Genomic DNA, 20477 nt, shown 5'->3' on the forward strand with positions numbered 1-20477 from the left:
TCATACCCTCCGCGCGGGACAGCCGCCGGATCTCGGCCCAATCTTCCACGTTCAGCACCCTCCAGGCTAAGCAAGGGGGTCAACTTTCAACCGTTGCCTGGGGGTCAGTTTTCACTAGTCGCCGACAACCGACTTCTTCTACGCGTGGGCGGCGGTCGGAGGCGATACCGGCATCCCGCCGAGTGCGGGCGCCGTGGATCGCGAATTGGCCTGCTTGATCTGTGCACTGGTATCGGCGGCCATCGCTATCGCGGCGATCGTGGCGAGCCTGTGTCTGCCTGTTTCCCGACGCGGTCTCGCGCTGCTACGGGGTGTCCGCGTGCTGACCGGGCTCGCGCTCGTGCTTGGGGTCTCAGGTCTGGTCTGCCTCGCGTGACAGCGTACGCGCCCAGCGGTGGCTCGGCTGGTACCAAGCCACTGGACACCGGGCAGTGCGCACGCGCCGGTCTCGGACAAACCATGGTCAGCCAGCTGCGACACGGCAGGGAGTTGGTGAGTCGGTTTCGCGGGCTGGCGCAGCCTGTCCGGTGGCCGGATCGCCGGCGTAGACCGCCGGCGGGTACCTGTGGCGTGGCGGCAGTTTGTCAGCGCGCGATTTTGCCTTAGGCCCGTTCGGCGTCTTGTTCGATGCCCAGGACCTCGTTGACGATGCCGCGGATCAGTTCGAGGTTCTCGATCGCGGCATCAGCCTCGTAGGCCGCTTCGAGCGCGGCGTTGCGCGGGTCTGTAGCGAGGGCGAAGGCCACGGCGCTTGCGGCGCGGGCGCGGCGGAACGTCGCACGGTACTCGACCTGCTCGGCTGTGCCCTGCTCCATCTCGTCGTGGATGCCCCAGGCTTGGGCATCGAGCCGGTCGGTGAGCGCGGTCGCAGCCTGCGCGCCCGGGCCGCCCCAGCGGCCGAGGGCGAGGTCGGCGAGCGCGGGGGCGAGTTCAGGCTCGTCGAGCGCTACCGCCGAGACGGCGGCCTTGGCCGCCCTGACCGCGATGCGCCGCTGTGGTTCGGCGTCGGCGGCCTCGATCAACTGCGAGAGTTGGGCCGATCTTGTCTCGAGTCGGCTTGCCATCCGTTGACCCTCGCCCTCCTTCGGCGGCGGGCCGGAGCTCTTGAATGGGTGGCGGGTGCCGCCCCGGCGCCCGTGTCGATCGTAGTCCCACACGGGGTGCACATCGGCTTTCCAGCGCCGAGTGAGGCTACGATGGCGGGGCTCGGCCGCGCGCCGACACTCGTCCTGGGTGGCAGGGCGAGGATCTGGCTGATCGTCAGCTTGATGCCGGCGTGCAGGTGTCGGTCAGGTTCTTAGGATGTCCGCGGAGAGGCTGATGTCCGTGAAAGCGGGACAGCCGCAGGCGCCGGACGGCGCCGATCGGCCACGGGATGTTTGGGGAAGTGGGCATGGCCGTCGATCATGACCAGATTGATCTTGTTGATGTTGCGGACGCGGCTGGAACCGGCTGCGTCGTCCGCGTCGCGGGTCGTTTCCAACCAGGGGTGCTCACCGGCCACGACATTCTGCGCACGGACGTTCTGGTTTCCGCGAGCTTCGTCGATGCCCGCCTGCAACTCTTTCTATCTCCCGGGGACCTGGACGAGTGGCGGCGCGATCTCGCGCAACTGGCTGCGGGCGGGAGCGCCACCCTCGGCGCAGACCGTGGCCTGAGTCTGGGCTTTCGCGTGTATGAGGACGGCTGGCTCGCGATCACCGTCGAGGACCCAGACCGGCTCACTGCGCAGCTAGGCCTTCGACCGGCCGAGGCGTGGATCGCAGAACACCTTCGGCGTCTTGAGCGCGTGCGGGCGGCGTGGCCGCGAGAAGTCTGTGAAACGGCGCCGGGCGCATACGTGTGGAGTTCTACCGCGGAACGCTAGCCGCATATGTGATCCCCGTGACGACAGGTTGGAGAGACGTGGAACTGGTCGCACGCGCCGCGGGCGCCGACGACGACCCATATGACGATGTGCTGGAGGCGGGTTTCTCCGAGAACGAGGACGGTACCGGAATCGCCGTCGTGTTCCAGCGCACCCGCTCCGCACCCGACCCGTGGCCGGGAGACCCGGGCGAGACCGAGTTGTTCAACAACACCTACTGCGTCACCGTCGGCTCAGGACAGGCCGTGTACGGCGGCTTGAAGTCGATCGAATTCGTCACCGATCGCGATGCGGTCATCCGCATCGACCCAGGCTTCGCTGACATCCTCGGTCTCACCGAACAGCTTCAGGTTCGCTTCGACGTCCCGGAGAGCGCCCTCGACGATTTCAAGGCCATGCTGCCGAAAGTGGTGACGTGGGGGCTGCCTGGCCAGGTACCTGCGCTCCGCGGAATATGAGGCGCAGGCGGTGACGACTTCTTCTACGCCAAGCTTCAGCGAGATGGTAGCTGGTCGTCTCCGGCGACAACGACACCACCGTGCCGCGCAAGGCCCTGGCTGCCGCGCGACCTTGGGCTGGCCGTCCTGCAACGAGATTCCGAGATTTCCTGGCTGCTCGCCGAGTGCAGCTGGAAGAGCAATAGCTCCAGGGCCCTGGGAGAGTGCCCATGCACTACACCATCGAGACCTTCATCCCGCATATGAAGACCACGGCGACCAGCGGTGACCTGCCCGAGGCGTACGCGAAGCTCAGCGAGGCCGCATCCGCGACCGCGACCTGTGCCGCCGACCGGGACAACGGCCCGCTCGTCGCGGTCGGCGACGACTACTCCTACATCACCCTTGCACGCGAGGGCGAGTTCCACACGCTGACCGTCCCGATCGAAACGGACAGTGAGGAGGCGGAGGACGATGTGCTGCTGATCGGCGGCGTCGACACCATCGTCGCGAGGAACCAGATCGCCCCGCGCGAACTAGGCCTGACCGTGCTGTTGAAGGCCCCGGACATCTCCGGTCTGCTCACCGAGTACACCTGGGACGGGCAGTAGGAGGGCGGCGGGATGCCGGAGACCGATCTCGAAGCCTGGGAACGCGGACGGCGAGAGGCGCTCGCCGCGTTCATGGTCGCGCTGGATGCGGGCGAGGTGGACCTGGAGGCCGACCCGCTGGCGTTCCTGCCCTACCTCAACCGGTTTGTCGCCGATCAGGACTATGACGCCTTCGACCAGGATGATTGGCGCTACCTGCACGCCATCCTCGCCGCCTACATCGCGGACGTGCTCATCCGCAAGTACGGCGCGCGCTGGCGGCTGCGCCACGATGCGCGGGGCCCGAACTACATGCTGGTGACCATCGGGTACGACGGAGGCGAGTATGAGACCTCGCCGATGGACATCGTCTACCACGGGCTCGGACAAGTACCGCCGGTGGTCACGCGGATGCTCGCCACCGCGGAGCTGACCGCGCACCTCGTGCGCAGATACGATGGCTGAAACAACACCCGGCACTGATCGGGGGCTGCGGCGAGTTCGAGCGGGGGAGCGCGGATGGGGCGGATCGATGTCATCTCCATCCCGCACGAGCCACCCGTCTGGCGCCCGTACGATGCCGACACGCTCGCGCGCATTGCAGCGCCCGCCGCTGCCGCGGCCGCGCTGACCGGGCGGGGCCTGCCGCTGAACGCCCACCAGCACTTCAACCGGGATCCGCAGCGCGAACTCGAGATCGTGAGGCTGCCCGAGTGCGGGCCGGCGGCCTTTCTCGCGCAGGTGCATGACGGGTTCAACAACAGCTACTGGCTCAGCCTGACCGACGGGTCGGTGTGGATGCGCTACGGCCGCCAGGACGGGCCGGTCGAACTCGCCAAACCCGCCAACACGTCGGTTCCCGCGCTGCAAGCTGTCCTTGACGCGTGGTGCGCCTTCGATGGCCCGCGCGGCGCCGTCGATATCGACCCGCGCGCCTACGAGCACCTGCTCGACACCTTCGTCCTCGACGCGGTGCGTGCCGACCCCGAAGTCTACGCGGACCCCGAGGGCTGGTGGCCCAGGACCGTCGAGGAAGCGGGCTACACCGGCCCGCGTTTCCTGAACGGCGACAAGGCCCTCTACGAGTACGTACACCGCGACGAGACCGGCACGTGGGTCCTCGACCACCCCGGCTACGAGGACGACGACTAACCCGGGGCTGCGCGGCGCGACCGACAGACCGGCCGGCGCCACACCGCACTGCGCGGACGGCGCTGCCAGGCGCCCGGCTCGTAAAGAACGTGGTGACCGGGAAGGAAGAGAAGGCGGCTATGTGGCGCTCATTCGCGCTGGAGGCGCTCGCACCCCTCGGCGTGTCGACATCGGTGGTTGAGGCTCTGACGGGGCGCGGTTTGCCCGCGAACGCGTTCGAGGTCTACGTCCGGGATCAGGCGCGCGAGCTGGAGGTGGCAGATCTCCCCGGCTGCGGCCAGGCTGCCTTCCTGGGCCGGTATACCGATGAATGGAACACGTACTGGCTGCGCCTGGCCGACTCCTCGGTGTGGATGCGGTGGGGCATACTGGACCGGCCGGCCGAGTCGACGCAGCGCATCAACACCTCCGTCGAGGCGTTCCAGGCCGTCCTGGGCGCCTGGTGCGAGATGAAGAGCTCAAGCGTCGACGAGACGGACGAACAAGCCTACGAGGACCTGGTGACCGAGACGATTTGTCGCGCTGTCGGCGCCGATCCGGCCGTCTTCGCCGATGGCGACGGCTGGTGGCCGGTCTTCTTCGAAGAACTCGAATACACCCTGCCCCGCATGGTCGCCGGAGACCGGCCGCTCCACCAACTCGTGCGGTGCGACGCGTCCGGCCGCTGGATCCTCGAGCACCCCGGATACGACGAGGCGAGCTAGGCGACCAGGAGCATCTCGTCGAGCAGGTACAGTGCCCGGGAGCGTGCCGGCGCGAGCGGGCTACCGCCGGCCAAGGGCCCCTTCCAGTGCCAAGACTCGATTGCGGCGACCTGCGCGAGCGTGTCCTGATCGTCCGCTTGCGCCGCGGCCGAGGCCAGGCGCAGTGCGGCGCCCCGATAGGTCCCGGCCCACCGCTGGGCGAACTCGGCCAGTTCCGGCAGGAGACCGGAGGCGGCGGCCTGCGACGGATAGGTGGCGGCGAGCGCGGCCAGCGTCATCCGGATCGCACCGGGTTCGCGGTCCCAGCGCGCGAACAGGCTGGCCGCTTCGGCTTGGACCGCCGCGTGGGTCAACCGAAGCCCGTCTCCGACTTCGATGCCGTCGCCCTCGGCGATGAGCTTGTCGGCGAGGTAGGCGATCAGCCGGTCGCCGTTGGAGGCCGCGGAGTAGAGCATGCCGTAGGCGTAATCCCGCACCGAGAAGGGCATCCGTTCGTCGGTGGCGAGCGCGACGATCAGCGGCACCGCCTCGGCCGTGTGCGGATAGCAGGCGTCCTGGTGCATGACGGCGTTGTGCAGCTCACCTATGAACTCGTCTGCCGCGCCGGGCACCCACCCACTGCCCGGACCGTCCGGGGCCGCCATGTCGAACGCGGCCTGCGGATCACCCAGCAGGCGCCGGGAGATCTCCCGGACCACCGCGAGGAAGTCGCCATCCCAACCCGGCTCTGGGTCGTCATCGAACGGCCCGGCCTGGGCGGGCTCCGGCAGCTGCGTCGGGAAAGCAGCGATCGCCACGCGCCGCCGCTGCAGCGCGGTCTCCGCGTCGAGCTCGATGCTCGCGCGCCGGCCCTCGCGCAGGAAATGGCGCTCCGGGCTTGCGCCGCTGCCCTCGCCCGCGCTGCCGAGATAGCCGCCGTACTCGCGCGCGATCGCCTCGACCGCGGCGGTCTCGCAGTCCTGCCACCGGCCACCGGAATCAGCGGACGGCGGGTTGACGCACAGCGACTCGACCCCGTCATCGCGCACGGTCACCCAGCGATGCCCGCGCAGCGCCAGGCGCTGAGCGACCGCATCGACCGCATCCTGCGCAACCAGCAGGTGAAACTCCGAATACGACGCCGCTACACCGACCCCTGCCCCCTGCGTCACGCGCGCCAGCGTAGCATCGGGCCGCGCGCCGCCGGCACCAGATGCCGCGATCCCCAACACCGCCGCGACCGGAACGCGTCGAGACAGTCGCCGGTCCGCGGACGACGTCGTCCCAAGACGCGCCTTGCTCGGTTCTCGGCTGCTGACCGCTGCAATAAACGCTTGGCCCGGTGAACGCTCTGGCATACTCGCCTCGTGGGCGGCGACGGCGAGAAGCGCTTCGCGTGGAGAATCCACGGAACCCGCGCCATCTACGACAACCCGTGGATCAAGCTCGACCTCGTCGACGTTGAGCAGCCCGACGGCCACCGCTTCGAACACCATGTGGTCCGCCTGCGCGCCGCGGCCATCGCCGCCATGATCGATGACCAAGACCGTGTTCTGATGCTCTGGCGCCACCGGTTCGTGGCCGACCGATGGGGCTACGAACTGCCCGGCGGGCTGGTGGACGACGGTGATGAGCCCATCGAGACGATCGCCCGCGAGATGAGGGAGGAGACCGGCTTTCGCGCCGCGAGGATCGAGCACCTGCTCAGCTTCGAGCCGATGGTCGGCATGGTCGATAGCCCGCACCATCTCTTCATCGCCAGGGGCCTTGAACGGTTCGGGGAGCCGACCGAAGTCAACGAGTCGGCACGCCAGCAGTGGCTTCCACTCGCCAGCATCCCGGACCTGATCGCTCGAGGCGAGATCTGGAACAGCGGCACCCTGATCACCCTGATGCACGTCCTGCTTTCTCGCCCCCGACGGTGAGCCCGGGAACCAGCGACATTACACACGCATCCCCGCCGCCCTGCGGACGCTGGCCGAGGACCTGAACGACGACGTACTCCTGGTCTGCCCCGGAATCGTCTATCGCCGCGACAGCATCGACCGGCTACATACCGGCAAGCCGCACCAGCTCGACCTGTGGCGCATCACCCAGCGCCAAGCGCCGATGAACACCGCCGACCTGGACGAGATGGTCGAGATCCTCACAGGCTCACTGCTGCCCGGCTCGATCCACCGGCTCGAGGAGCGCGTCCACCCCTACACGATCTCCGGCAGGCAAGTCGACGTCGAGCGAGATGGCGAATGGATCGAGGTCGCCGAGTGCGGCCTGGCGCACCCACGGGTGCTTCAACAGGCCGGTCTCGACAATACGTGGAGCGGGCTCGCGCTCGGTATGGGCCTGGACCGGATGCTGATGCTCATCAAGCAGATTCCGGACATCCGCCTCCTGCGCTCGGTCAAGCCCGCCGTGGCCGCGCAAATGACCGATCTCAACCCCTACCGACCGGTATCGACGATGCCCGCGATCCGCCGCGACATCTCCGTCGCTGTCGAGCACGACGAAGCTGCCGAGGACCTCGGCGACCGGGTGCGTGACGCGCTCGGACAGGACGCGGACTGCGTGGAGTCGGTGGAGATCCTCGCGCAGACCGCCTGCGCCGAGTTGCCGCCGCAAGCGCTCGAGCGCCTCGGAGCGCGTCCGGACCAGAAGAACGTGCTGCTGAAAGTGGTGCTGCGGAGCCTGGAGCGGACCTTGACTGACCACGAGGCCAACGTGCTGCGCGACCGCATCTATGCCGCCGTGCATCGCGGCGGCGCGCGTCAATGGGCGGCAACCAGATAGCGTGCGCCGCGGTCGGCGCGTGCGCCGGGCAGGTCTCGCCCGCCTGCCCGGCGGCCTAGAGCGGGTCGGGCTCCGGCTCGGTGTCTTCCAGATACGCGGTCGACCCGTCGCCGAGGGCGTTGATCGCGGCACGGTAGCGCCGTGCGTGCCAGGGCCCGAGGTCCGCGGGAAACCGGTCCGGCGGGAACCAGGCCACCTCGGCAATCTCGCCCGGGTCGAGCGTCAGTTTCGTCAGGTCCGGGTCGATCACGCCGGCGTCGAAGGCGAAGGAGAACATCACCAGCCCCGGTCGGACCTGGTGGTGGGCCACCAGAAGCCGCCCGATCTGCAGGTCGATGCCGAGCTCCTCCTGGCCCTCGCGGCGCGCGCAGGCCGCGGGCGGCTCGCCGTACTCGGCGACGCCGCCGATCACCCACCAGGTCGGCCGGTAGGTGGTGCGGCAAAACAGCACCCGCCCGGCGGGGTCGCGGATGACCAGGTCGGCCGATACGGGGGTCTTGGGCAGGCTGGCCCACCATTCGTTGGCCGGCAGCGACACGGTCACGATCCTCCGCCCAGGGCGGCCGCCTTCTCCAGCCACTCCCGGTGGACGCCGGCGAACGCCCTTTCGCGGGCGGTCACGGCTTGAGGGAGACCGTGTGTGGCGGTCGGCGCGGCGTCGACGACATCGCGGGGGTAGTGCTCGACGCGAACCGTTGTCGTGCTCGTATCGCTCATCGAGGATCGTCCTTCCCGGGTCGCGAGTGGTTCAGCTGCTGGTAGGTCTGCGGGCGATGACCATGGAGTCCTGCTTGTCGATCCGGTACGGTCCAGGCCCGCACGCGCTGGTCACGGCGGCGGCCACGGCATCGAGGTACTGGTCGTATCGGTCGCCGAAGAGCCGCTCGGCGGAGTGGGAGTAGGAGCGCCGGAGCCCCAGGACGTGATCGAGATCGTATTCGACTCGTTCGGTGAAGCTGTGCCGCTCGATCCGGCCGAAGCCCCCGGCCCCAAGCACTTCCTCGTGGCCGACCTCGGGTTGGGCGTAGGTACCGGCCCCGGCCCGGCTCTCGGGCCCGAGGAAGGCTTCGCGGACCTCGCGGACCGCCTCGTCCCAGGGCCAGCGGTGCCAGGCGCCCTTCTCGCTACGGCCAGGCCCGAGCAGCACGATCGCGCCGTGCGCAGGCAGGAACGTGTCGAGCGTCGCGACTACCGCGGCCCGGTCGGTCCAGTGGAACGACCTGCCGAACACCACGTGCTCGATACCTCCGGGATCCAGGTCCGGCAGGCGTTCGGCATGGCCGTGGCGGAACTCGATGTTGGCGAGCCCGGCGCGCTGCGTTGCGGCGCGCGCCGCCTGCAGCATCTCGGTGTTCGGGTCGATGGCCAGGACCGCCCCGGCGCGCCGAGCCAGGGGGATGCTCGCGGTTCCCGGGCCGCAGCCGAGGTCGGCCACGCGCGTACGCGGGTTGAAGGCGAGTTCGGCGGCCATCTTGTCGAACAGGGCGTCCGGATAACCGGGCCGGTAGGTCGCATACGCCTGGGAGGTCCCGGCGAACAGCACAACGGCGTCGTCTCGAGGCATGCGCGAGCGTCCTTTCCAGGGGCGGCGGACGGTAGCGGGTCGAAGACGATTCTCGCACCTCGCTAGGCTGCACTGCATGTGAGTTCCCTGCATCGCACCACCGTCCCGCTACGGTGTCTTGAGGGGGCGTCCCCGTCGTCCGGGCGACCAAAGTGCCGCGCGATCTAGCATGCGGCGCCCGCATCCCGCGCGACCAGCTCGCCTGGCGCGGCGAGAGCGACAGCAGACAAAATTCCCGGCGGACGACCCGCTGACCTACGCCCCGATGCTCGTCGAACGCTGGAACGCCGTTGGCTACGATACAGAGCGGGCCACCCGCAAAAAAGCGGTTCCATGACGACCCCTACCACCATTCGGACGAGCACTACTGTCAGGGCTCAGGCCCGAATTACGTGAGGTGCTGGCACAGGAACGATCGGAAAGGCCGCCGTGAGCATTGCCGAAACGATCGCGCAGACCCCCGGCGCGGTCGCCGTTCCCGCCGCCGACGAGGTCTGGCGGTGGCCCGGACCCAACCCCGGTTCCAGTTCGTCGCCACACCCGCGAGCGACGGCGTGCACATCCTGCAGACCTACACCCTCGACGCTTATGACGAACCGGTCGTGCGCGACGTACTCGTCTACGCCCGCGAACACGCCGAACACCTGTCGCCCGGCGGCCAGCCGTTGCAGATCCTGACCGGGTTCACCACCCCTGGACGCAGATTCGACATCGCCGTGCTCGTCTCTCCCGCCGTGCACAAGGCCTACCGGGACGAACGCCGAGAACTGCACGCGATCACGTTCCTGGTCTTTCCCGCGTATCAGGGCGAGTACTCCGGCCGCGAGACGATCGGCGAGGCCGAGCTGCGCAGCCTCGATTCTCGCGGCATCCTGCTCGCCAACCTCAACCGCATGCCCAGCACCTACGTGAAGTTGCGCTACAACAACGTGACCACCAAAGCCGGTACAACTGGGGACAAGCGCGGCTTCACCAAAGTGCACACCATGGCCCGCGAGCTGGAACTCTTGGAAAATTCCCCTGGCAGTTTCGTCGAGTTCGAAAACCGCCTAGGCCAGGTCTGGCGCGTCGAATGGGACGGCCGCTGGTCGGTGACCGGAGCGTGCACACGACACATCGACACGGTGGAAGCCGTCCTCGACTTCGCGTACGCCGCCCTGGACGGTCGTGGCGCGTAAGGCAATTCGTTGATCCCCACCGGCCGCCGATGGTCAGGGCGTGACCCAGTGCTCTTCGACTCCGCATTCCCCCGGCGCGCCCGGCTCGGTGAAGACCTGCCGGATCATCCGGTAACCGAGCTTGCGGGGTATCGCGGCGCTGCGCACATTGGCGGCATCGCACCTGATCTCTACGCGCTCGATGCCCGGCAGGGCGAGCGCGAGCGCGGTCACCCGCGTCACGCAACGGGTCATGATCCCGCGGCCGGTCGCCTCGGTGCGCAGCCAGTACCCGATCTCCAATGCGCCTGGGCCGATGCTGTCCATCAGCGAGACAGTTCCGAGGTATCTGGTGTCCGCGTCGGAGATGAACCAGTGGAACGCCGTCTGTGCCGCCCACTTGTCGGCGGCGCGTTCGATGAAGCCGCGGCGATCCTCGATCCTGAGCGGCTTGGTGCACCAGGACATCCACGGGTTCAACTGCGCAAAGCTGGCTACGGCCGCGTTGTGGAACGCCTCGAGATCCGCCATGCTCGGGCGTCGCAAGCAGAGCTCTTCGATCTCGATGCTCTCCGGTGGGAAGTCGTCCAGAGCAAGGGCCTGCCCGGGCCGCGTTGAGTGGCTCATGCGACGAGATCGTGACAGTCGCAGCGCCTGCGGGCAATCGCGTTTCTCTCGCCGCGATGGCATTGTGCCTGCGTGGGGAAGGGAGCAGCGAATCCGCGCGCCAGCGCGGCGGCCGTCGTCGCGGAGGGCGTCTCACCCGCCGCCGCGACGGTCCGCGGTATCGCAGCATCCGATCCTCGGTGCCGAATCCACGGCGTCCAGCAGCCTCCAGAGCGGGCCGGGGCCCCCGCGCGGGGTGATGCCGCGCTCGGCGAGCAGGTCGCCCAAGACCGCGGTGTAGTGCCGGATCGCGGCGGTGATCGACGCCCGGTCATGCGGGGTCGGTGCCGTGGCCAGACGCGCCGCCCACGCGTCGTGAGCGGTGCCGCCATACCGGTGGTGAGAGGTGCGTTCGTCGTGGTCACGCAGGATTATCGCGGCGACCAGGACGTGACGGGCGAGCCCCAGGGTGAGATGCGCGCCGATCAGCACGTCGGAGCGTGCTGCTTTCACGGCGGCGAGGACGGCATCGAAGAAGAACTCCTCGATTACGGTGTTCAGGGCCTGGCTCGGCTCGGAGGGCGCGGTGTCGGCTGGTTGCGGCTCCGGACCGATGGCGGAACCACTGTGATGTCGATCCGTCGGAGGTCGGTGAGCACCAGGCGCAGCGTGTGTCGATCGGGTCCGCCGCTGCGGTGGGAGGCGAAGACCGGTGCGTGACATGCAGCGATATGACCGGCTATGTCCTCGGCTACCGAATGCGCGTCGAGTGCCTTGATCAGTAGATCGAGGTCGGACCACTCGTCGACCATGTGCAGTGGCCCGGCCATCGATCCGTGCGTTTCCACCCCGGACACGCGCGAGTCCGCTTGTGCGAACTCGGCCAACGCTGCAGCGAGCGGGGCCTGCCACCCTCGCGCCGGCATCGGACCTGAAGCCTGCATACCGGGCAGACTCGCACATGCGCCCGAGGCAAGGCGAGCCGATAAACGTGGTAGAGAGCCACAGCGGATGGTCCGCGCCCAGGATGGGCGTGTGGCCTCGCATGGTGTCGCATGCGACGTAGCGCGGGACTGGTGGGCGAGAAGGTTGCAACATCAGAGATCTTTATCGAGTGAGAACTCTGGTACGGTGCGTGTCCGAGCGGGAAGTCCTTCTCCGGTGAGGGACACCTGGGATGTGCAGCCGGAACGGGGCGTCGGGAGGTTCGACGGTGATATCCGCCGACGATCAGGAAGCGGGGTCGCCGTGGGGCGCGCTGTCGAACCCGATCGGGCGCCTGGGTTGGATCTTCGAGGATCGCGACCGGTGCCACACCGAGTTTCCCGAGCCGGCGAGGCTTCCGGCACGCACCACCTGCGGTGCGGCGTGCCGGTCGGATTTCGGGAAGAGTCGAGTGAGTCGCATGAAGGGGGTTGGTTGTGGCTGCGGATGACCTGCCAGGTCCCGTTGTGACCTTTTTGAATGTTATCGGTATCGATTGGCCCTATTTGAACGAGGACGCGATCCGGTCGATGGCTCAGCTGGTGCGCGAGTTCGGGCAGGCGGTCGAGCAGACCCATCAGGACGCGACCTCGGCGGTGGCGAACTTCGCGCAGGCGTATCAGGGGGCATCGACCGAGGCGATGCACTCGGGCTGGACGCAACTGTCGGCGGCACACGTGAACGAGATCGTCGAGGGCTGCCACATTCTGGCCGACGCGCTGGAGGTCGGGGCGGATTTCGTGGTCGGGCAGAAGGTGGAGGCCGCGATCCAGCTGGGGATCATGGCCGCGGAGTTCCTGGCCGACCAGGCCGCCTCGGCGGTCACCTTCGGCCTGGCCGAGGCCGCCGTGCCGGCGATCATCGCGGGCGGCAAGGCGCTGATGGAGACCCTCAAGCAGCAGATCATCCAGACGATCATGGGTGATGTGATCGAGGCGGCGCTCAAGCCGCTGTTCGCGAAGATCGAGAAGATGCTCTCCGGGTTGGACTGGTCGAACGCCCAAGTTGGTGGCGGAAGCGCGAGTAAGGGCTTCTCGATCGATTTCGCCGAGGCCCGTCAGCACGTGGCGATCCTGCGCGCGCACGCCGAGACGATGCGCGGGCACGCGCAGAGGCTGCACGAGGGCCTGGGAGGGTTGAGCTTCTGATGGCGGACGGGGAAGAGAAAGCGATCTTCGTCGGTGTGCGCAACGACCTGCAGGAGACGCTGCCGGGCGCTGCCAAGCACGCGAGCTCGTTCGCGGACGACACCGCCGGGCGGATGGATGCCGCGCTCGGCAGGCACGCGGAGAACGAGGCGGCGCAGGAGCAGAACCTCACCGCGCTCGGCAAGCGCCCGGCCGAGGAGCCGCAGGAGGTGCGGCCGGCCAAGGCGCCTAAGACGAACTCGAACACCGGCGAGGTCCCGCAGGGTGATGTCACCGACGCCGGGGTGACCAGCGGCGGTGCCTCCAGTGCCGAGTCCGGCCCGACGGACCCGGTCGACGTCGTCTCGGGGCAGCTGCTCGAGACGGTCATCGACTTCTCGCTGCCCGGGGTGCTGCCGCTGGTGTTGCGCCGCGCGTACACCTCCGGCTACCGGCACGGCGCGCTGTTCGGCCCGGGATGGTCCTCGACCGCGGACATCCGCATGCTGGTCGCCGGTGACGGCGCGGTGCGGTTTTTGGGCGATGACGCGCAGGTGCTGGACTTCGGCGTGCCCGCCGGGTTGGGCCTGGGTCTGCCGGCGTATCCGGGCCACGGCGCGCGCTGGGCCCTGACCCGCGAGCACTCCGGCGCCTTGATGGTCACGGACCTGGGCGCCGGGATCAGCTACCTGTTCGGCGCGGTGGGCGAGGTGCGGCTGCTGGAGGCGATTCGCGACCGGGTCGGCAACGAGATCCGGTTCGCGCGCGACGATACCGGGCTGCCGGTGGCGATCGATCACTCGGGCGGGTACCGGATCGCGGTCTCGCTGATCGAGACCAGCGCCGGACCGAGGATCGGCGCCTACACGCTCGAGCACCCGCAGCAGGACCCGGGGCTGCTGGTGGGCTTCGACTACGACGAGGCCGGACGTCTCGTGCGTGTGCTGGATTCGACCGCGGCCGCGCACTGCTACGAGTGGGACGAGCACGACCGGATCCGCGCGTGGATCGACAAGGCCGGCTACCGGTACCCCTACCGGTACGACGCCGAGGGCCGGGTGGTGGAGGCCGGCGAGGCGGGCGGGTTCAAGCACGCGCTGCTCGCCTACGACCGCGCCGCGCGGGTCACCACAGTGACCGACGGGGTCGGGGCGAGGTGGCGCTACCACTACGACCGCTACCAGCAGATCACGAAGATCGTGGACCCGTCCGGCGCGGAGACCGTGCTGCGCAAGGACTCCTACGGCCGGCTGCTGTCCCAGACCAGTGCGCTGGGGCACACGATGGCGTTCGACTATGACGCCACGGGCAACCGCACCCGGATCACCTACCCCGACGGCAACACCGTCACCATGGCGTATCACGCACCCGGCCTGGTGAGCCGGGTGGAGCTGCCCGGTGGTGTGGTCTGGCGCTACACGTACGACGAGCACGGGAACCTGCTGACCGAGCAGGACCCGCTCGGCGCGCTCACCGCGTTCTCCTACGACGAGCACGGGGCCGTGGTCGAACTCGTCGACCCGCTCGGCGCGGTCCAGCGCTACGAGAACAACCCCGCGGGGCTTCCCATCGCCGCGACCGACCCGTCCGGCGTGCGCACGCAGATCGAACGCGACGCCCACGGGCGAATAGCCGCGGTCACCCGCCCGGACGGCGCCGTCAGCCGCCTCGAACGCGACAGCGAGGGCCGCGTGATCGCGCGCATCGCCCCGGACGGGAGCCGCATCGAGTTCGCCTACGACCTGTGCGGCAACCAGGTCGCCACCGTCGACGCCTCCGGCGCGATATCCCGCGTCGAATACGGGCCCTTCCACCGGCCGACCGCACGGGTCAATCCCGACGGGGCCCGCTACGAGTTCGCCTACGACGCCGAACTGCGCCTGACCCAGGTGACCGGCCCGACCGGGCTGACCTGGACCTACCAGTTCGATCAGGTCGGCAACCGGGTCGCCGAACGCGACTTCAACGGCCGCACCCTGACCTACACCTACGACCCCGACCAACGGGTCACCGCATACACCGGCGCGGACGGGTCGGTCGTCGCATACGAACGCGACTTCGCCGGCAGGCTGCTCGAACTGCGCGCAGGCGAGGAGGTCTCGCGCTTCGGCTACGACGCGGTCGGACGGCTGACCAGCGCGGTCAACTCCACCGCCGCCGTCTCGATCATCCGAGACGCGATCGGACAGCCGATCGCCGAGGAGGTCGACGGGCGGCGCCTGACCCGCACCTTCGACCTCGCCGGCAACCTGATCGAGCGCACCACCCCCTCCGGCAGGCACTCGGTGTGGACCTACGACGTGAACGGCGATGCGGCCGGGCTGCGCGTAGGCGCCGAGACGGTGACCATCACCCGCGACATCCTCGGCCGGGAGATCCGCCGTGAGTTCGGGGCCGAGGTGTCGGTGACCCAGAGCTTCGATGCCAACGACGAGCTCACCGGCCAGCGCATCCTCGCCGCCGACCAACTCGTCCAAGAACGCCGCTACGGCTACGACCCGGACGGCTTCCCCGTGCGCATCGGCGACCTGCTGCGCGGCGTACGCGAACTCGGCATCGACCAGGCCGGCCGCATCACCGAGGTCACCGGGGCCGACTGGAACGAAATCTACCTCTACGACCAACTCGGCAACATCAGCCAAGCCGACGCGCCGCGCCTGCCGCACCCACAGGCCGAAACCGTCTCCCTCGGCGCACGAGAGATCCGCGGCACCCGCACCGAGCGCGCCGGGCGAACCACCTTCACGTACGACGCCGCCGACCGGCTCACCACCAAGACCCGCCGAACCCTGTCCGGACAGCAACTGCGCTGGCACTTCACCTGGGATGCCCAAGACCGGCTCACCGGCACCACCACACCGGACGGCACCCGCTGGGCCTACAGCTACGACGCGCTCGGACGCCGCACGACCAAAACCCGCCTGGACGCGGACGGCAGCCCCGCCGAAACCACATGGTTCACGTGGGACGGGGTCTGCTTGGCCGAACAGACCACCCGCACTGAGGGTGGCGCGACCACTCTCACCTGGGACTACGAACCCGACAGCCACGTCCCGGCGGCCCAACGACGCCTGACCGAGGCACCGAACACCGGCACAGCAGGCAGCCGGGATATCGAGCAGGCCCAGATCGACGAGAAATTCTGGGCGATCGTCACCGACCTGACCGGCACCGCGCAGGAACTGATCACCCCTGACGGCACGATCGCCTGGGCACCCCGGCGACTGCTGTGGGGCCGCGGCATCGGCTCCGCCGTACCCACCCGCAGCGCCGCAGGAAGCGCAGCCGACGCCGAATGCCCGCTCGGGTTCCCCGGACAGTACCTCGACGACGAGACCGGCCTCGCGTACAACAACCAGCGCTACTACGACCCGGAGACGGCCACCTACCTCAGCCCGGACCCCAAGGGCCTGGACGCCTCACCGAACCCGCACCGGTACGTCACCAACCCGCTCACCGTCACCGACCCGCTCGGGCTCACCCCGCAAACCCCGAACCCGCCACTGAAAACCGACGACGAACTCCAGGCGGACGCCGACGCGCTGTGGAAGACCATCCCCGACCGGTACAACGACCGAGCCGGCAACGGCGCGACCGTGAGCACTTTCCAGGGCGACGACGGCGGTCTGTACTATACGGTCAACAACAACCAGACCAACCCCGACATGCGCGACCTGGCGAAAGAGCTCGGATACAAGCGGATCGCCGGCGCGAAATACAAGGGACCGAACCAAACCGACGCGGAACAACTCATGCTCAACGCCGTGGACAAGGGAGATGTGCCCAACGCGGGACGCATCGCCACCTCACGGGTGCCCTGCCAGGAGTTCCGCCCCAACAACCCGACGAAGAAGGCGCAGAACTGCGCCGCGCGCCTGGCTTCGTATCTCCCGAAAATCCGACTGGTCGGAAGGTATGGCTGATGGAACTGTGGGACCGCGAGATGTCCGGCTACAAAGCGCGGCTCGACGAACTCGCCCCCGCGACACGGCTCAAGCTCGCCGTCGAAGCGATCACCTGGACACTCGAAACCCTCCCCGAGCCGCTCGAAGACCGGGCAGCACACAACTGGATCACCGAGGCGCTCGCCGTGTGCCGCAGCGCCGTCCAGAACGGCGCCGCAGCCGTCCAACTGCCCGCCGAACTCGACAGCGCCTACGACGAGATCGCCCAGGACGCCGAAGAATCCGGCGTACCCCACTACCTGTCCGCGACCTTCGCCGCCGCCGACGCCGAAGGCGTCACTGGCGGCCAGCTCTACGGCATCTACTCCTGGCTCTACGAAGGCTCCCTCGACCGCGAGGAGATCCCCGAGTGGACCATCGAGGCCGAAGAAGCCAACCCGCGGTGCAATGCCGTGATCGCCGCCCAGAAGCGCCAGATCGAAGCCGCGAGCGCATAACGGCTCGTCAAGGATTGAAGGTTGCCGCAGCTCAGCAGGTCGCCGCTGCGGCAATCACGCATTTGATGAAATTCCCGAGGGTTTAGCGGGAAAGACTGCGGTGGGCCGGTCGGGAATTCGGACGGGCGTGACCGGCGGAGCGGGGACCGTCAGCGAAACGTGACTGGTCCCGAGATGTCCCGGGCTTGGACGACGTTGCCTGCAACCCGGGCATCACCTGAAATCGAGTTGCTCGTGTCCCCGCTCGTCGGGGTGAGTTGGGCGGCCTGTTCGATCCAGCTGCGGAGATCGGCGGCGAACTGTGGGTCGCGGCTCGCTGTCGTGACGAGGATCGCTGCTAGGGCTTGGGCGTGCGCGGGCTCAACCTCGGCGTTAGGCTCGCGGCGCGCCCTGCGGACAAGAGCAACAAGGCCCTGCCAGAGTTGCTTGCCCGCCTCCTGCGACGCGGCGTTGGCCGCCGTGTTCACGCTGCTAAGAACCAAGGTCGCCAATGCGGGATCCACCATCGCTCCCCTCCATTCGAGCGCCCGGCGTGGCTGCCGGACGTCTTAGACGTTCTGCCCGTGCGGCCGACACCACACTCAATCGACATGAAGGCTGTCTCGGCGCCGGCGGTGGTCACACGTGCCTTCCGCGATCGGACTTCGGTATCAATCTCACGCCGTAGGGCTCTGACGAAGGCGGCGCACATGCTCACGCAGCGCCGTTGCGCGTCGGTCGACGAACGGTTCAAGAAGGCTGTACGCCTCGGCTCGCGCAGCCTCAGCACGGCCGATCTCGGCGTTCCGCTCGAGCGCATCGGCCAAGTGGGAGAGACTCGCGGAGAGCTGCCACGGGGCGACGGGGTGGCGGTTGAGCAGCGTTGCAGCGAGATGGAATTCGATTGCCTCCTCCAGCCGGCCGAGCGCCTGCAGACTGAGTCCGGCGCCGTCGTAGGCGAGTGCCTGGCGTGTGGGGTCGCCGACAGAGCGCTGTTGGTTCTGGTATTGCCAGTAGAGTTCGAGCGCTCGTTCGTGTTCACCGCGGGCACGGGCGAGTTCTGCGCGTTCGAGCAGGACGGCGTGTTCGAGGGCTGGGTGGTCGAGCTGCTCGACGACTGCGGCAGCCTGGTCGAGGTGGGCAGTGGCCCGGTCGTAGCGGGAGGTTTCTCGGTCGATGCGGGCAAGCAGGAGCAGGGGGTCGACGCGGAGGTAGGCGGCGGCGGATCGGTTCGCGAGTTCGGCGAGTGATTGTTCGGCCAGCCGGGCCGCCGGTTCCAGGTCGCCGGCTTCTGCGTGCACGTAGGCGAGGCAGCAGAGCGCTGGCGCCTGCCACGCTTCGTTGCCCGGCTGCTTCGCAAAGTCGAGGGTCTGCTCGAAGTTGGCGAGTGCTTGGTCGAGTTCGCGGCGCTGGAGATGGACTAGGCCGAGGTTGTGGGCGGATGCCGCGACACCGGGTGGGTCGGCGAGTTCGCTGCGCAGTGTGAGGGCTGCGCGGTGTTCGGCGGCGGCAGGTTCGAGCCGACCCGCCGCGGCGTGCGCTATGCCGAGGCTTTCGTGCAGCAGTGCTTGGGCTCGCCGGTCGCCGAGTCGTTGGGCGGCGTCGATGCCGATGGTGGCCATCTGCGTCCAGTCGTCGAGCGGGTTGTGCGCAACGTTCAGTCCATGCAGCGCGGCCGGTAGCTGCCAGGCGAGCTGGTCGAGCCCGGCGGCCGCTGCGGCGCGCACGACGGCGAGCAGGTTGGCCTGTTCGGCGCGGTGCCAGCTGAGCGCTGCGTCATAAGTGTCGAACGCCATCGGCGTGATGGCGCTCTCCGGCAGTTGGCCGAGCTGTGGCGGGTTGAAGCTTCCGGCGGCGCGCAGGGCGGCCAGGGTGCTGTGGAGGTACCAGGCGGCAAGGCGCGTGAGTGCGGCTCGTTGTTCGTCTGGGCTTTCCTCGCGCCGGGCCTGGTCGGCGGCGTAGGCGCGCAGCAGGTCGTGGAACTGGTAGCGCTGCGCTCCGGTCTGCTCGAGCAGGTGCGCTCCAACGAGTAGGTCGAGCAGGGCGGAGACGCCGTCAGGTTGCTGGTCGGTGACTGCGGCGGCGGCCGGGACGGCGAAATGTGGGCCGGGGTGCAGCCCGAGCCGCCGGAAGGCGCGTGCCGCGGCTGGGGGCAGAACCCGGTAGGACCAGGCGAACACGGCGCGGACCGCGTCGGCTTCTTCTCCGTCCTCGGTGGTAAGCGCGTCCCAGAGCCCGGACTCGTCGCGCAGATCTTCGATCAATGCGCGCAGTGGCATCCAGGGGCGGGCTGCGGCGCGCTCGGCGGCGATACGCAAGGCGAGCGGCAGGTATGCGCACAGCCTGGCCAGTTCGGCTACCTGGGCTGGATCATCCGTGCCACGACGGCCCGCGATACTCGTCTCGACCAGCGCCACCGCCTCAGCCTCGGGCAGCAATCCCAGGGGCACGCGTTGCGCGCCGTCGCGCGCGGCCAGCGCGGACAGCCGGCTTCGGCTGGTCACGAGCACCAGGCACTCCGGTTCGCCCGGCAGCAACGGGCGGATCTGGCCGGCGGTGGCGGCGTTGTCGAGCACCACCAGCATCCGGCGCCCGGCCAGCAGAGATCGGTAGAGCTCCGCCCGCTCTTCGAGCTCCGTGGGCACCGCTTGAGGCGCGACGCCGAGCGCGCGCAGGAACCGGTCGAGCACGCGGGCCGGGGCGAGCGGCGGGCCGGTGTCGTAGCCGTGGAGGTTCACGAACAGCTGCCCGTCGGGGTATCGCTCACGCAGTTGATGGGCCAGACGCATCGTCAATGCGGTCTTGCCCGCCCCCGCCGTCCCGGCCACCACGATCACGATGCCGGCATGGCTGCCTTGGGCCGCGAGCGCGTGCAGGTGCTCGAGTTCTCGCTCGCGCCCGATGAACCCGCGGGCCTCGCCGGGCAGTTGGTGCGGTACCTGCGGGGGCGGACCGGCGTGGTGGAAGTGGATGCCGCCATGCACGTCCCGCGCCTGGACCACATCGTGGGCCGTGCCGGACAACGAAGAGGACACCGAACCCGCAGTCCCCTTGTTCTCATTCATCGCGCCCGCCCCTCTTTACCGTCAGCGCATTTGACCGCATTTATCAGTACTCTAACGATTGGCGGCGCTCGCGCCCA

At 68.7% G+C, this 20477-nt stretch carries 21 protein-coding genes; 12 read left to right on the forward strand and 9 right to left on the reverse strand.

The genetic code is table 11. From position 1 onward, the window contains the following. Window positions 1-602: 602 nt before the first annotated feature. Entirely contained in the window at window positions 603-1064 is a 462-nt protein-coding gene (locus tag KDK95_RS17655) for a hypothetical protein (RefSeq protein ID WP_212519291.1), read from the reverse strand. A 329-nt stretch (window positions 1065-1393) separates the two neighbouring features. Here KDK95_RS17655 and KDK95_RS17660 point away from each other — a divergent pair, with 329 nt between their 5' ends. The 6 genes from KDK95_RS17660 (at window position 1394) to KDK95_RS17685 (ending at window position 4750) form a co-directional block, all read left to right on the forward strand. Beyond that, window positions 1394-1867, forward strand: a complete 474-nt coding sequence (locus KDK95_RS17660; RefSeq protein WP_212519292.1) for a DUF5959 family protein — start codon at window positions 1394-1396, stop codon at window positions 1865-1867. A 38-nt stretch (window positions 1868-1905) separates the two neighbouring features. Continuing rightward, entirely contained in the window at window positions 1906-2325 is a 420-nt protein-coding gene (locus KDK95_RS17665; protein ID WP_212519293.1) for an Imm10 family immunity protein, read from the forward strand. A 209-nt stretch (window positions 2326-2534) separates the two neighbouring features. Beyond that, a complete protein-coding gene (locus KDK95_RS17670; RefSeq protein WP_212519294.1) occupies window positions 2535-2915 on the forward strand; it encodes a hypothetical protein in 381 nt (126 codons plus the stop codon). 12 nt (window positions 2916-2927) lie between these two features. Next, on the forward strand, window positions 2928-3359 hold the full coding sequence (locus tag KDK95_RS17675) for a hypothetical protein (protein ID WP_212519295.1): 432 nt from the start codon (window positions 2928-2930) through the stop codon (window positions 3357-3359). A gap of 54 nt (window positions 3360-3413) precedes the next feature. Further along, on the forward strand, window positions 3414-4046 hold the full coding sequence (locus tag KDK95_RS17680) for an SUKH-4 family immunity protein (RefSeq protein WP_212519296.1): 633 nt from the start codon (window positions 3414-3416) through the stop codon (window positions 4044-4046). 119 nt (window positions 4047-4165) lie between these two features. Next, complete coding sequence (locus KDK95_RS17685; RefSeq protein WP_212519297.1) at window positions 4166-4750, forward strand: SUKH-4 family immunity protein; 585 nt, start codon at window positions 4166-4168, stop codon at window positions 4748-4750. On the opposite strand, the gene KDK95_RS17690 is transcribed toward KDK95_RS17685, so the two are convergent. Further along, complete coding sequence (locus KDK95_RS17690) at window positions 4747-5961, reverse strand: hypothetical protein (protein WP_212519298.1); 1215 nt, start codon at window positions 5959-5961, stop codon at window positions 4747-4749. The two genes, KDK95_RS17685 and KDK95_RS17690, sit on opposite strands and share 4 nt — an antisense overlap. Window positions 5962-6096: 135 nt before the next feature. Between KDK95_RS17690 and KDK95_RS17695 the strand changes: the two genes are divergently transcribed. Together KDK95_RS17695 and srmL are read left to right on the forward strand one after the other, a co-directional pair. Beyond that, the gene (locus KDK95_RS17695) at window positions 6097-6654 is read left to right on the forward strand and encodes an NUDIX domain-containing protein (protein ID WP_212519299.1); all 558 of its coding nucleotides are present in this window, start codon (window positions 6097-6099) and stop codon (window positions 6652-6654) included. A gap of 28 nt (window positions 6655-6682) precedes the next feature. After that, on the forward strand, window positions 6683-7516 hold the full coding sequence (gene srmL / locus KDK95_RS17700; RefSeq protein WP_443612921.1) for a PheS-related mystery ligase SrmL: 834 nt from the start codon (window positions 6683-6685) through the stop codon (window positions 7514-7516). 55 nt (window positions 7517-7571) lie between these two features. On the opposite strand, the gene KDK95_RS17705 is transcribed toward srmL, so the two are convergent. From KDK95_RS17705 to KDK95_RS17715, 3 genes are read right to left on the reverse strand one after another with little or no spacing between them, the layout of a single operon-like run. Further along, entirely contained in the window at window positions 7572-8060 is a 489-nt protein-coding gene (locus KDK95_RS17705; protein ID WP_212519301.1) for an NUDIX domain-containing protein, read from the reverse strand. Further along, window positions 8057-8233 (reverse strand): hypothetical protein, encoded by a 177-nt coding sequence (locus tag KDK95_RS17710; RefSeq protein ID WP_212519302.1) that lies wholly within the window; start codon window positions 8231-8233, stop codon window positions 8057-8059. Before KDK95_RS17710 ends, KDK95_RS17705 begins: the two co-directional genes overlap by 4 nt. A gap of 31 nt (window positions 8234-8264) precedes the next feature. Then, window positions 8265-9080 (reverse strand): class I SAM-dependent methyltransferase, encoded by an 816-nt coding sequence (locus tag KDK95_RS17715; protein WP_212519303.1) that lies wholly within the window; start codon window positions 9078-9080, stop codon window positions 8265-8267. Between the two features lie 500 nt (window positions 9081-9580). Here KDK95_RS17715 and KDK95_RS17720 point away from each other — a divergent pair, with 500 nt between their 5' ends. Beyond that, window positions 9581-10258, forward strand: coding sequence for a hypothetical protein (locus KDK95_RS17720; protein WP_212519304.1), 678 nt, complete (start codon window positions 9581-9583; stop codon window positions 10256-10258). 33 nt (window positions 10259-10291) lie between these two features. Here the strand turns inward: KDK95_RS17720 and KDK95_RS17725 are convergent, their stop codons facing one another. Together KDK95_RS17725 and KDK95_RS17730 are read right to left on the reverse strand one after the other, a co-directional pair. Next, window positions 10292-10864, reverse strand: coding sequence for a GNAT family N-acetyltransferase (locus KDK95_RS17725; protein WP_212519305.1), 573 nt, complete (start codon window positions 10862-10864; stop codon window positions 10292-10294). Window positions 10865-10996: 132 nt separating this feature from the next. Next, window positions 10997-11356 (reverse strand): hypothetical protein, encoded by a 360-nt coding sequence (locus KDK95_RS17730; protein ID WP_212519306.1) that lies wholly within the window; start codon window positions 11354-11356, stop codon window positions 10997-10999. 908 nt (window positions 11357-12264) lie between these two features. Between KDK95_RS17730 and KDK95_RS17735 the strand changes: the two genes are divergently transcribed. From KDK95_RS17735 to KDK95_RS17745, 3 genes are read left to right on the forward strand one after another with little or no spacing between them, the layout of a single operon-like run. Then, a complete protein-coding gene (locus KDK95_RS17735; RefSeq protein WP_212519307.1) occupies window positions 12265-12975 on the forward strand; it encodes a WXG100-like domain-containing protein in 711 nt (236 codons plus the stop codon). Continuing rightward, window positions 12975-16877 (forward strand): RHS repeat-associated core domain-containing protein, encoded by a 3903-nt coding sequence (locus KDK95_RS17740; RefSeq protein WP_212519308.1) that lies wholly within the window; start codon window positions 12975-12977, stop codon window positions 16875-16877. The genes KDK95_RS17735 and KDK95_RS17740 overlap by 1 nt, the downstream gene beginning before the upstream one ends. Then, window positions 16877-17356 (forward strand): hypothetical protein, encoded by a 480-nt coding sequence (locus KDK95_RS17745; RefSeq protein WP_212519309.1) that lies wholly within the window; start codon window positions 16877-16879, stop codon window positions 17354-17356. The genes KDK95_RS17740 and KDK95_RS17745 overlap by 1 nt, the downstream gene beginning before the upstream one ends. 149 nt (window positions 17357-17505) lie before the next feature. Here KDK95_RS17745 and KDK95_RS17750 read toward each other — a convergent pair whose 3' ends face one another. Together KDK95_RS17750 and KDK95_RS17755 are read right to left on the reverse strand one after the other, a co-directional pair. Continuing rightward, window positions 17506-17862: a hypothetical protein gene (locus tag KDK95_RS17750; protein ID WP_212519310.1), complete on the reverse strand. Its 357-nt coding sequence runs from the start codon at window positions 17860-17862 to the stop codon at window positions 17506-17508. A 150-nt stretch (window positions 17863-18012) separates the two neighbouring features. Continuing rightward, complete coding sequence (locus KDK95_RS17755; RefSeq protein WP_249161457.1) at window positions 18013-20400, reverse strand: ATP-binding protein; 2388 nt, start codon at window positions 20398-20400, stop codon at window positions 18013-18015. Window positions 20401-20477: the final 77 nt, after the last annotated feature.

The organism is Actinospica acidithermotolerans (genome assembly GCF_018139625.1).
Classification (GTDB): domain Bacteria; phylum Actinomycetota; class Actinomycetes; order Streptomycetales; family Catenulisporaceae; genus Actinospica; species Actinospica acidithermotolerans.